A 12,645-nucleotide genomic window follows, 5' to 3' on the forward strand; every position below is an offset into this window, starting at 1 on the left:
CTGTCAGCGCTCCTTCTGCACTGCCTTTAAGGCGATCGCGAGTGCGATCACTGCTCGGTTCGCCCGTCCTCGCCCTCGTCGCGCCGCCCCAGGCGTCCCGCCTGCGGCTGCGCCAGGCGCGGGTCCGCCTCGTCGCGGTAGGGCAGCTCGCCGTCGCGCTCCGGCGGGTAGAAGTGCACACCGGACAGGGTGACGTAGGCCGGCTGCGCCTGCTGTGGAGACAGGAAGCTGCGCAGCCAGACGCCGCCTATTCCCGCCAGCAGTGCCGCCGCCAGACTGAGGCCGGCGAGGAGCCAGTAGTCGGGCCCGATGCGCGTGCTCACCGGGGACGGTTCGGCGATGACTGAAACCTCGGGGTACTTGTCGACTCGGCGCACGTCCAGCTGCACCAGCCGCGCCCGCGTCTCGCGCTTCAGCTCTTCGAGGCGCTCGATATCCGCCTGCAGCGCCGCGTGCGTGGCGTAGGTCTCGTTGAACGCGGCCACCGCCGCGCGGTGCTCGGCAAAGCGCGTTTCCAGCTCGCGCACCGCGGCCCGGGCCGTGTCGTAGGCGCGCTGTGCGCTCGCCAGCTCGAGCTGGCGCCCGCGGTCCATGAGCTCGGCGATCTCCGTCTGCACCTGTTCGAGGCGGCGCGGTACCTGGCGCAGGGTGGCGTCGCGCTCGATGTACTCGGGTGTGTAGCGCTTGCGCAGCACCAGCAGCTCGGTACGCAGCTCGTCGCGCTCTTCCTCCAGGGTCTCGAGTTCGGCGCGCTGAGCTTCCGGCATCACCAGGCGGTCCGCCGCGATGGCCTCGCGGACCGTGGCGAGGTAGGCCTTGCTGCGCACCTCCTCGGCCTCGGCTTCCCGAAGCGCTTCGTTGAGGCCGTCGAGGCGGCTCATCACCGCGTTTTCCTCCCGCTCCACCGACACGATGTCGTTGTCGGCGCGGAAGGCGGCGAGGGCGCTCCTCGCCTCGGCGATGCGCTGGTCCAGGGCATCCAGTTCCTCCTCGACGCGGGCCATGCTGCTGGCCTTGCTGTCGCCGACGTCGCGGGCGCGGGCCGCGCTGTACACGTCGATCCAGCTGTCGACGACCTGCGGCAGCAGACCCGGCTCGGAGCCGGTGGCCGCCAGCTCGACCAGGTTTGTCTCCGGCACCGCCTCGACGCTGAGCATGGCGCGCAGCGCCGCGGTACTGACCGCGCTGCCACGGGCCTCGAGCTCCGCGGCCAGCGCCGCCATGATCTCGTCGCCGGTGAGCACCCGGCGCTGGATGGCGACGTTCTGCGCGTCTTCCACCGCCGCCGGCGCGTCGAGGGCGCGGAGGGCGCTCATGAGCACGCTGGCGCTGCTGCGGTAGAGCGACGGCTGCAGGAAGGTATAGCCCAGCCCGGCCAGGAGCACGGCCAGGAAGATGAGCAGGAAAAGCCGTGGCCGTCCCCGGTCGCCGCCGTCCATGCCGCCGGCGGAGAAGCCGCCCGGCCGCTCCAGCCGCTCGACCTGCGCACGCGTCGCTGCCATTGCCTGCTCAATCCTCGAAGGGAACCGTGGCCGCAGCATAACATGCTATATTGCGCCGCTTGTTGTTTTGTCCGATCGAGTCCAGCCATGAAAGCCGCCACCGACGACCTGCGTATCCAGGGCACGACCGAACTGGTTGCGCCGGAGACCCTCGTCAATGAAATCCCCCTCACCGATGCCGCCGCCGACACGGTGGCGTGGGCCCGCCGCGAGATCCACGAGGTGCTCGCGGGCAAGGACGACCGGCTGGTCGTGGTGGTGGGACCGTGCTCCATCCACGACCCGGTGGCCGCGCGGGAGTACGCGGCGGGGCTCAAGGCGCTGGCGGACGAACTGCGCGAGGACTTGTGCATCGTCATGCGCGTGTACTTCGAGAAACCGCGCACCACCGTCGGCTGGAAGGGCCTGATCAACGACCCGGACCTCAACAACACCTTCCAGATCAACAAGGGCCTGCGCCTGGCCCGGCAGCTGCTGGCGGACCTCGCGGAGATGGGCCTGCCGGCGGGCACGGAGTACCTGGACCTGATCAGCCCGCAGTACGTGGCGGACCTGGTGGCCTGGGGGGCGATCGGTGCGCGCACGACGGAGAGCCAGACGCACCGGGAACTGGCTTCCGGCCTGTCCTGCCCCGTGGGCTTCAAGAACGCGACCGACGGCGACGTGCAGGTGGCCGTCGACGCGATCCGCTCGGCCTCGCAGCCACATCATTTTCTCTCCGTGACCAAGCAGGGGCACTCGGCGATCTTCCAGACCGCGGGCAACGCCGACTGCCACGTGATTCTCCGCGGCGGCAAGCACCCCAACTACGACATGTTCTCCGTGGACGACGCGGCCGCGCTGCTCGGCAAGGCGGGCCTGCCCGCGCGGATCATGATCGACGCCAGCCACGCCAACAGCCGCAAGATCCCCGCCCGGCAGGTGGACGTGGCCTGCGATATCGCCACGCAGGTCGCGCGGGGCTCCACGGCGATTTTCGGCGTCATGCTCGAGAGCAACCTCGTCGAGGGCCGCCAGGACGTGCAGCCGGGTCAGCCGCTCACCTACGGCCAGAGCATCACGGACCCATGCATGGCCTGGGAAGACACCGAAAGCGTGCTCCGGGAACTCGCGCAGGCCGTGCAGCTGCGCCGGGGCGGGTTGGAGTAGGGCCCTCACCGGGGCACGAGGCCTGGCGCGGTGACGGCTCCGTCGAACCTCTTAACCCTCGCGCTCCTTTATATCGTCCTCCTGTTCGCCGTCGCCTGGTGGTCGGACCGGCTCGGTGCGCGATCACCCGCTGCGTCCTCGCCGCGGTTGCGGGCGCTGGTCTATGCGCTGACCCTCGGCGTGTTCTGCTCGTCCTGGACCTTCTACGGTGCCGTGGGCAGCGCGGCGGAAACGCCCTGGAGCCATGCGCCGATCTACCTGGGCCCGATGCTGCTGTTCCTGCTTGGCTGGCCCGTGGTGCGCCGGCTGGTGCAGATGGGTGTCGAGCACCGGGTGACCTCCATTGCCGACTATATCGGCGCGCGCTACGGCAAGCGCCAGACCCTGTCCATGCTGGTGACGGCGGTGGCGGCCGCGGCCGTGCTGCCCTACATCGCCCTGCAGTTCCGCGCGCTGGCCCAGGCCTGGGCCACGGTGGTCGGCGGCGAGGCCGGGGCCATGGGCGACACGACGCTGTTCGTCGCGATCATCCTCGCGGTGTTCACGATCCTCTTCGGCACCCGGCGCATGGACGGGCGGGAGCGTCACCTCGGCGTGATGAACGCAGTGGCGGTGGAATCCCTGGTCAAGCTGCTCGCCTTCGTCGCGGTGGCGGCCGTGGCGGTTCTCTACCTGCGCGGGACCGACGTGCGCGGGGCGCTGGCGCCCGACGCGCTGTCGCCGGCCCGGGCCGTCGACAGCGCGGACTTCTACGCGCGCACGCTCATCAGCGCGCTGGCGATCCTCTGCCTGCCGCGGCAGTTTCACGTGTCCGTGGTGGAGGCGCAGAGCCTCGAGGACGCCCGCTATGCGCGCTGGCTGCTGCCCGCGTACCTCGGCGTGTTCTTGCTGCTCGCCATGCCCATCAGCCTCGCCGGTTCCCAGCTCGCCGGGGCCCTCGGCGACAGCGTCGCACCGGATACCTACACCCAGTGGCTGCCGCTCGCCCTCGGCCGCGACTGGGTCGGCATCGCCGCCTTCATCGGCGGCATCTCCGCCGCAACGGGCATGGTGATCGTCGCCACCGTGAGTCTCGCGATCATGGTGACCAACGAGGTCGCCGTGCCCGTCGCCATGCGCCTGCGGGCCGGGTCGCCGCGGCTCATCCTCAACCTCGGTGACAGCCTGCGCCGGGTGCGCCAGGTCACCATTGTTGCCATCCTCCTCGCCGCCTGGGGCGTGTCGCGCACGCTTTCGGGCATCCCCTGGCTGGCCGAGATCGGCTTCATGTCCTTCCTCGCCGCGGCGCAGCTCGCCCCGGCGCTGCTCGCCGGTCTCTACTGGCGCCGGGCCCACGGCGGGGCGGTGACCGTGGGCCTGCTGGCGGGGCTGGGCCTGTGGTTCTACTGCGCCGTGCTGCCCGCGCAGCTGCCAGGCGGTGCAGGGCTCCTCGCCGAGGGGCCCTTCGGCATCGGCTGGTTGTCTCCCGTGAGCCTTTTCGGCACTGCCGACAGCGCGCGCCTCGCCCACGCCACGGGCTGGAGCCTCGGCGTGAACGCGGCCCTGCTGGTGCTCCTCAGCCTTGTGCTCTCACCCTCGGCCGCGGACCGGCGCCAGGCGCGGCTGTTCCTTTCCGGCGAGGGCGAAACGATCGATGACGACTTCGAACTCAGCCCGATCCGGGTCAGCCAGCTGCAGGCGCTGTTGCCGCCGCTGCTCGGTGAAGAGGCGAGCAGCCGGCTCTGGCGCGGCATCGAGGCCACCTACGAGCAGCGGCTGCTGCCCGGGGACCGGGCCCCGGCCTTCGCCCTGCACCGGGTGGAGTCGGCCCTGGCCGGCGTGATCGGGGCGGCTTCCGCGAGCCGGGTCCTCGCGCAGCTGGAGGAGAGCCGGCAACTGGACTTCGCCGACCTCGCGGGCCTCGTCGGCGACCTCAACCAGCAGTACAGCGTGAACCGCAGTCTCCTGGAGTCCACGCTGGAATCCATGCTCCAGGGTGTCTCCGTGGTCGACCGGGAACTGCGCCTGGTGGCATGGAACACGCGCTACGAGAGGATGTTCGATTACCCGGAGCGTTTCCTCTACGTGGGTTCCCCGATCGAGCGCGTTTATCGCTTCAACTGGGAGCGGGGCATCCTCGGCCGCGGCCGGGCGAACAGCGATGCCGAGGTGGAAAAGCGCCTGGCCTGGCTGCGCCAGGGCAGTGCCTACCGGCTGCAGCGGCGCATGCCGAACGGCCGGGTGATCGACATCCGCGGCAACCCCATGCCCCAGGGCGGCTTCGTCACGACCTACATCGACATCACCGACTACCGCGAGGTGGTGGAAGAACTCGAGGATGCGAAGAAGGAACTCGAGGCGCGGGTGGCCTCCGGCTCTGCGAGCCTGTCCGACAGCAACGCGCAGCTGCGCCGGGAAAACCGCCTTCGCGCCGCTGCGGAAGCCAGCCTGCGCGAGGCCAACCGACGCCGCGGGCGCTTCATGTCGGCCACCAGCCACGACCTGCTGCAGCCGATCAACGCCGCGCGGCTGTTCGTCGCGGCGCTGCGCAACCGGGTGCCGGCGGAGGGCGACGTCGGCGAGACGGTCGGACAAATCGACGACGCGCTAAAGCGTGCCGAGCAGCTCATCGCCGAGCTGCGCGAGATGGCGCGTCTCGACTCGGGCCGGCAGAAGGTTACGGCGGCGCCGTTCCCCGCGGCGGAACTGCTGCGCCAGCTGCGCGAGGAGTTCGAGCCGCAGGCACAGCGCGCCGGCGTGGAGCTGCGCTGGGTGTCATCCAGCCTGTGGCTGCACAGCGACCGGGCGCTCGTCTACCGGGTGCTGCAGAACCTCGTTGCCAATGCGATCAAGTACGCGGCCCCGGGCCGGGTCCTCATCGGGCTGCGCCGCCGGCCGGGGCGGGCGGAGATCCAGGTGCTCGACCAGGGTCCGGGCATCGCGCCGGAGGACCGGGCGCGCATCTTCGAGGAGTTCGAGCGCGCCCGCGCCGGGGGTGACGACGAGGGTCTCGGGCTCGGTCTCGCGATCGTACGGCGCTACACGGATCTCCTTGGACTGCCGCTGCGGCTGGAATCGGAGCAGGGGCGCGGCACGCTGTTCTCGGTGCAGCTGTCCCGCGGCAGCGCCGGCGCGGTCGCCGAGCCGGAGGCAACGGCGCCCGCGCCGGAGCTCGAGCTGGCTGGCTGCGAGGTAATCTGCCTGGACAACGACGCGCGGGTGCGCGAGGGCATGCGCGCTCTCCTTTCGTCGCTGGGTTGCGCAGTGCGGGTCTGCGCGGATCGCGGGGCCCTCGCCGACGCCCTCGCGGAGCGCCGGCCGGATGCGATCCTCGCCGACTATCACCTCGACGGGAACGACAACGGCGTGACGGCGGTGGCGACGGTCACGGCGGACCTCCCGGCGGCACCGCCGTGCATCGTGATCAGCGCCGATGACGGCGAGACAGTGCGTGCTGCCGCGCGGGAGGCGGGCTACCGCTTCCTGCCCAAGCCGGTGAACCCGGCGCGGCTGCGCGCGCTATTGCTGGCGCTACGCTGAGCCCGGTGGCTGCGCGATGGCGTCCGGCTCCGGCACGTTGAGGTTGCCGAGAGCGAGTACCGCCTGCGTTCGCGACTGCACGCCGAGCTTGCGGAAAATCTCTGTCATGTGTGCCTTCACCGTGGCCTCCTTCACCCCAAGCTCCCAGGCGATCTGCTTGTTGAGCAGGCCCTCGGCGAGCATGGCAACCACGCGGAACTGCTGCGGCGTGAGCGTGCCGATGGCCTCGGCCACGTCCAGGGCCTTCAGCCCCGTGCCCTCGCTGCCGATGGCGAGGTCCGGGTGCAGGCCCCGCTCACCGGCGAGCACGCGGCGCAGGCAGCCGCCGATGCTATCGGTGCTCGCGGACTTTGACAGGAAAGCCGCGGCGCCGAGGTCGATGGCCCGGCGCACGGTATCCGGGTGGGTGTTGGCGGAGATCATGACCACCGGGTTACCGGCATAGGCGCCCGTATACCAGCCAAGAGCGGAGAAGCCGCTCGCCCCGGGCATGTGCAGGTCCAGTAGCAGCAGCTCCGGCGCGCCCTCGGCGTCGATCTGTGCCTGCAGCGCCGCCACATCGGCAACGGTTTCCACGCGGCTCGCCAGGCCGCTGTCGCTGAGAAGCGCGGCCAGGGCGCTGCGAAAGAGGGGATGGTCGTCGGCGATGACGCAGCGCACGGTTGAACCTCCGGCTCCTTATTGTTTGCGCGTCATTGTGCGGGATTTACCCGTGCTGTAAAACCAAAAAAGGCCACACGATTCCCAGTGTGGCCAGGGGCGTCATGCTTGCAGAACGACGCTTAGTTAAAGCGGTAGTTGACCCGCCCGAAGAACCGCTGCCCCAGCACATCATAGGTATTGGGGTCGGTGTTGTAGTCCAGGGGGGACGTGTAGATCGGCGGTTCCTCGTCCGTTAGGTTGAGCACACCGATCGTTGCGGTGAGCTGGTCCGTGATGTTCCAGACACCCGTCAGGTCGAAATAGTCCATGCTGGGCGTGCCGACGGAGGACGTGTCCGCGGGGTTGTCGACGCTGCGCCGGTTTTCCATGCCGTCGATGTAGCGCCAGCGCAGGTTGAGGCCCAGGTTGTCGCGGCGCCAGTTGAGGGTGACGTTGCTCTGGTACTCCGGCAGGGTCTGGAAGATGCGCCTGCCGATCGACCCCGCGTAGTCCGTGACTTCCTCGCCGACGAACTCCTGCTCGTTAGCCTCGGCGAGGTTGGATAGCAGAACGTTTACCCCGAGGTCGCCCATTCCCTCCGGCAGAAGCAGGCTGTAGTTCAGCTGGAAATCCCAGCCCACCCGCTCCACGAGCGCGACGTTCTGGTAGGTACGCTGGATATCGACGATGCCGCCGGTCTGCGGGTTGCGGCTGAAGGACTGGCAGAAGTTACTGCCGGGGTCGTAGCCCGGGTTGCCGCCGAAGGCGTTGTAGCAGCGCTCGAGGAGCGGGTTGAACGCGGAGAAGTTGATGAAATCCTCGACTTCGATCTCATAGTAGTCGAGGGACATCGACAGGTTGTCCAGCGGTGTCCACACGATGCCTGCCGTGAAGGTGTCCGCGCTCTCCTCGGAGAGGTTCGGGTTGCCCTCGAACACACCGGAAACCGACGTCGGTCCTTCGAAGCTGTCGATCGCTACGGCAGGCACGCCCTGTGCGAGGCAGAGGTCGGCGACCTGTGACGGATTGACGCCCGGTACCTGGCCAGTGCGGTAGGGGGAATTGGCACTGCAGGGGTCGACGGGGATGTTTTCGTTGGCATCGCCGGCCGTGAACAGCACCTCGGTCAGGTTCGGCGCGCGGTTTGCGCGCTGGAAAGAAGCCCGGAGTCGGACGCTTTCAACGGGCAGGTAGTTGAGCTCCGCCTTGTAGGAGTCGACGTCGCCGGCAGTGGACCAGTCCGAGATCCGGTAGCCCAGGGTGGCCTCGAGGAGCTCTGCGCCGGGCATGTCGGCGAGAATCGGGATAACTGCTTCGGCGAAGACTTCGCTCACGTCCACGGAGCCGTCGTTGAAATCCTGTGCCCGGAAGCCGATGGTGTTTCCTGCCGTGGCGAACGCGTCACCCTCGTAGTCAAGTCCATTTTCCCGGTAACTGGCGCCGAGCGCTATCAGCAACGGGCCCGCGGGCAGTTCGAAGACGGGGCCAGACAATACGGCTTCCACCACTGTCTGGTCGAAGGTGCTGTTGTACTCGGGAATATAGGTGAGAAACTCCGCGCACTCGGTGGAGATGCTGTTTCGTCCGAACAGCTCGAAGCCATCGCCGCAGCTCCCCTCGCCAGTGAGCAGCTGCGTCAGGGCGGGAATGCTCAGCGTGCCCGGCTGCGTTTCCTCACGGTCCAGTTCCCCGTAGGAGGCATGAACATTCAGGTTCCAGGATTCCCCGAGGCGCATGCGCAGGCCGCCGAGGAACTGGTAGTGGTCGTCCTTGAATACTGCGCCGCGACCGCCCAGCTCATTAAAGGCGCGCTCCACGAAGAAGGGGGCATTCGGGTCGGGGCGCGAGGCCAGGAGTGTCGCAAGGTCTTCGGGAATCGGTACGCTGTTGTTGGGTGCCGGTAAGACCGGTAAGGAGCCGCCACCGCCAACGGAAGGGGGTCCGATCCGGCGCTCCACCTTGCGGTGGGAATAGATGAAGCGGCCATAGAGTTCTACCCGGTCGTTCACGGCAAAGTCTCCCAGGGCACCAATGCTCCAACGCTCGAGGGGAATCTGCAGCAACCCGGGATCATCGAAGTTGCCACCGTAGGGGTCGGTCAACACGGACGGCTGCGGGTCACGGAAGTTCTCGAGCGGCGACAGGCTGAACAGTGTGCCGTCCTGGTTGAAGCCCACGCTGCAGTTGCCCCCTGAGCAGAGGTCGAGGCCCGGTGCGACGCCATAGCCGCCGAAGACCTGGTCCACCGCCTCCTGGCTGGGTGGGTTCCCGAACAGCTGGGCCCGGCCCTCTTCGAGGCGACCGTTGATGAAGCTGTCGACGATCTCGCCGGACTCGTTGCGGGTACGTCTGATCGGCCAGGCGGTATTGCCGCGGTCCTGGGCGCTGACGGACTCGCGGTCCACGTAGCTGCCGAAGAGCACTATCCCGGAACGGTCGTCGGCGCTGCGCGTGCCCCAGACGAGTTCCAGCGCCGTCTCCTCGCCGTCGTCCTCGGCGGTCGTGCCGAACTGGCCGGCAATGTTGAAGCCCTCGAACTTGTGATCGAGGCTGAAGTTGACGACACCGGCCAGCGCATCGGAGCCGTAGGTCGCGGAGGCGCCGCCGCTGATGATTTCCACCTGCCGAATCAGCGCGGAGGGAATCAGGCTGACATCGATGAGGTTGGTGCCGTCCGATGGCATGGCCCGGGTACCGTCGATGAGCACGAGGGTGCGGTTGGGGCCGAGGCCGCGCAGGTTGACGGAGGCGATCCCCGCGTTTGCGGGGTTGTTCGAGCGAGCGCTGTAGGAGCCCAGGGACTGGGGCAGGGTGTCCAGCAGCTGGTCCGGCGTGGTGACGCCGAAATTCTCGAACAGCTCTTCGCCGAGGGTGACCACCGGGCTGGCCGCGACGTAGTCGTCGCGCTGGATCAGCGAACCGGTCACCATCACCTCCTCGATGACGTCCGGTGCGGTCTCCTGCCCGTGTGCCTGCACCGCACCGAGAGCGAGGGCAGCAATGCAGGCCGCCAGTGGTTTGCGCTGGAGCCTGGTATACAGCTTCGGGTGCGTGTCGCTGTGGCGTGAGCCGTTTCGTGCGTTCGCGCTGCTCTTCATGCTGCTGCCCTCTCGGTTTTCGCTGTTATGGAGCGTCCTGCGCAGGCCGTAGGACGCCCCGGGAGCTTAGCAAGCAGCCCTGGAAAAACCCTTATGGTGCCTGCCGCATTGTCATTGCGGTACGCCGCGCCTCAGACGGCGCTACTGCTCCGGCCGTCGTCGAAGCGGGTTGCGAGCGCGCGCTTGTCGACTTTCAGCGTCGTGCCCATGGGCAGGGCCTCGCAGAAGAGGATCTGCCGGGGATGCGCATAGGCCGGCCCGTGGGCGATGGACCAGGCCTTCAGTTCCTCGGCGGAAAGGGGTGAGCCGGGTGCGCGTACCACGCAGGCTACGGGTACCTGTCCCTTGGTTTCATGCGCAAGCGGCAGCACGGCGGCCTGTTCGACGCCCGGGCACCGCTCGAGGAGCGACTCGACCGCTGCCGGGTAGATGTTCTCGCCGCCGCAGACGAACATGTCATCGGCGCGCCCCACGAAGCTGTAAACGCCCTCGGCGTCGCGGCGCATGATGTCGCCTGTGACCAGCCAGCCATCGCGAAGCGTTTGCGCGGTCTGGCCGGGCAGGTTGAGGTATCCGCGCATCAGGGACGGGGCCCGCACCGAGAGGATGCCCTCGTCGACCCCGACAGCGGTGTCGCCGTCGCCGAGCCGGAGCTCGATACCGGGAACCGGCTTGCCGAGTGCGCGGGGGCAGGCGTCGGGGCCCAGGCCGGCACGGGTAAAGATGGCGGGGCCGGCTTCCGTAGTGCCGTAGCCGTTGGTGATGCTGGCCGCCGGGAACATGCGCCGCATCGTTTCGAGCAGCGAGTCGCTCAACGGTGCTGAGCCGACATTGATGCGCGTGACGTGATCGAACTCACGCCTCTGCCAGTCCTCCCTGGCGAGCAGCGCGAACATTGTGGGGACACCGGTGAGCCAGCTGCAGCGCTGCGTGACGATCGCGTCGAGGTAGGCGCTGGCACTGAAGCGCGGCAGGGTCACGATGCGATTACCACTCGCCAGCAGCAGCGAAGAAAAATAAAGGCCGTTCTTGTGATAGAAGGGTGCTACCACGAGCCCCGTCTCGCCCCGCACGCCCACCAGGTCCTCCAGGCCCCGCGCCAGCGCCCAGCGCATGCCCTCGTGTGCGAGGAGGACACCTTTGGGCCGGCCAGTAGAGCCCGAGGTGTAGAGGATCTTGCAGAGCCCGGCGAAGCTCGCGTTGTCGGCAGCGTGCCGGACAGCGGTGGCCGATAGCTGGTCGAGAAGCTCGCCTGCCGGCGCGTCCAGGCCGATGGTGGGCACCTGCCGGGGCACGCGTGCCGCGAAGGGGCGGTCCCGGGCCACCAGGCTCACCTCGGCATCATCGAGGATGAAATGCAGTGTTTCGTCGGGAAGGCGATGATTCAGGGGGACGGCCACATGGCCGGCGCGCATGATCGCGAAGTAAAGCGCCAGGTAGCCAGTGCTGTTCTCACCGAGCAGCGCGATCCGGCTGGCCGGCTCGAGCGGCAGGGCCGCCAGTCCTCGGGCCAGCTCATCGATCCATCGATCGAGCGCACTGGCGGTGACCAGCCGGAACTGCCGGCTTCCATCGATAACCGCACCGGAGCCAGCGCTGAGCAGGCTGCCGAAGTTGCTGTTCATGTTCGCGCTACCGACCATGGTGAGCTCAGGGTCGTAGCAGGAGTTTGCCGACTACCCGGCGGTCTTCCAGCCTGGCCTCGGCATCAGCCGCTTGCTCCAGGGGGAGGGTACTGTCGATGAGCGGGTCCAACTGACCCTCGGCGATCATCGCCAGCAGGTCAAGCAGATCCTGCCGGGTCCAGCCGTTCGAGCCGATCATCCGGTGTTCGTAGGTCCACCAGTAGCGTGCATCGAGGGCGAGATCGAAGCCGGCGGTAGCGCCGCAGCAGAGGATCCGGCCTCCTTTCTCGACACAGCGCTGGGTGTCGGGCAGTGTGTCTCCGCCGGTAAAATTGACTGCCACGCTGACACCACCGCCACCGGCGACCCGAGGCTTGCCGTAGATCCGTCGCACCGCATCGAGGAATGGTTCCTCGCGGTAGTTGACGAGGTGCGTCGCCCCCGCATCGCCAAGGCGGGCCAGCTTCTCGTCCGTGCTCGCGCAGGCGATGACCTCCGCTCCCACGGCGCCTGCCAGCTGTACGCAGGCAGCGCCGACGCCGCCGCTCGCACCGAGCACCAGAACCCGATCTCCCGCCGCCACGCCGCCCTGGGTGAACAGCATGCGATAGGCGGTCCCGTAGGCAAGCGGCAGGGCCGCCGCCTGTTCCAGGCTCACCGTGTCGGGCACCGGAATGCACAGTGCGGCTTTCACGGCCACGTATTCGGCGCGTCCTCCATCCAGTACTTCGCCATACATGCACGGCTTGCCAGTGCTGAAATCCACGGGGTCGACCAGTACCCGGTCGCCAATGCCCGGTGTCTCGACCGCACTTCCCCGGGCGACGACCTCACCGGCGAAGTCGGAACCCACCACCACCGGCAGTGGCAGCTTGATCCCCGGCATTCCGCGGCGCGTGAACAGGTCATGAAAGTTGACCGCGGTGGCGGCGACACGCAGCAGGACGTCCTCCGGTCCGGGCGTCGGTACCGGGTAATCTGTTTTCAGGACCAGTTGATCCAGCCCGCCATGGCTGACGGTCAAGACAGCGCGCATCTGCTCGGGAAGCGGTCCGGACATGCTGTAATCCCTTACTGAGGTTGTCTTCGCCGTCATGGTAAGAGCCGCGG

General features: G+C 68.2%; 7 protein-coding genes. 2 read left to right on the top strand and 5 right to left on the bottom strand.

Translation table 11 applies throughout. The features are described 5' to 3' along the window. Positions 1 to 47: 47 nt before the first annotated feature. On the bottom strand, positions 48 to 1,502 hold the full coding sequence (locus RKE50_RS05210; protein ID WP_350034952.1) for a GumC family protein: 1,455 nt from the start codon (positions 1,500 to 1,502) through the stop codon (positions 48 to 50). Between the two features lie 87 nt (positions 1,503 to 1,589). On the opposite strand from RKE50_RS05210, the gene RKE50_RS05215 reads away from it, so the two are divergent. Further along, positions 1,590 to 2,651 (top strand): 3-deoxy-7-phosphoheptulonate synthase, encoded by a 1,062-nt coding sequence (locus RKE50_RS05215; protein WP_350034953.1) that lies wholly within the window; start codon positions 1,590 to 1,592, stop codon positions 2,649 to 2,651. A gap of 30 nt (positions 2,652 to 2,681) precedes the next feature. After that, complete coding sequence (locus RKE50_RS05220) at positions 2,682 to 6,170, top strand: hybrid sensor histidine kinase/response regulator (protein WP_350034955.1); 3,489 nt, start codon at positions 2,682 to 2,684, stop codon at positions 6,168 to 6,170. On the opposite strand, the gene RKE50_RS05225 is transcribed toward RKE50_RS05220, so the two are convergent. The 4 genes from RKE50_RS05225 to RKE50_RS05240 form a co-directional block, all read right to left on the bottom strand. Next, the gene (locus tag RKE50_RS05225) at positions 6,162 to 6,830 is read right to left on the bottom strand and encodes a response regulator transcription factor (RefSeq protein WP_350034956.1); all 669 of its coding nucleotides are present in this window, start codon (positions 6,828 to 6,830) and stop codon (positions 6,162 to 6,164) included. The two genes, RKE50_RS05220 and RKE50_RS05225, sit on opposite strands and share 9 nt — an antisense overlap. 122 nt (positions 6,831 to 6,952) lie before the next feature. Further along, entirely contained in the window at positions 6,953 to 9,910 is a 2,958-nt protein-coding gene (locus RKE50_RS05230) for a TonB-dependent receptor domain-containing protein (protein ID WP_350034957.1), read from the bottom strand. A gap of 131 nt (positions 9,911 to 10,041) precedes the next feature. Then, positions 10,042 to 11,535, bottom strand: coding sequence for a class I adenylate-forming enzyme family protein (locus RKE50_RS05235; RefSeq protein WP_350034958.1), 1,494 nt, complete (start codon positions 11,533 to 11,535; stop codon positions 10,042 to 10,044). 25 nt (positions 11,536 to 11,560) lie between these two features. Beyond that, positions 11,561 to 12,595 carry a quinone oxidoreductase family protein gene (locus tag RKE50_RS05240; RefSeq protein ID WP_350034959.1) on the bottom strand — a complete coding sequence of 345 codons (1,035 nt, stop codon included), beginning with the start codon at positions 12,593 to 12,595 and terminating at the stop codon, positions 11,561 to 11,563. Between the last annotated feature and the right edge of the window lie 50 nt (positions 12,596 to 12,645).

This window comes from Pseudohaliea sp. (assembly GCF_040217025.1).
GTDB lineage: Bacteria > Pseudomonadota > Gammaproteobacteria > Pseudomonadales > Halieaceae > Pseudohaliea.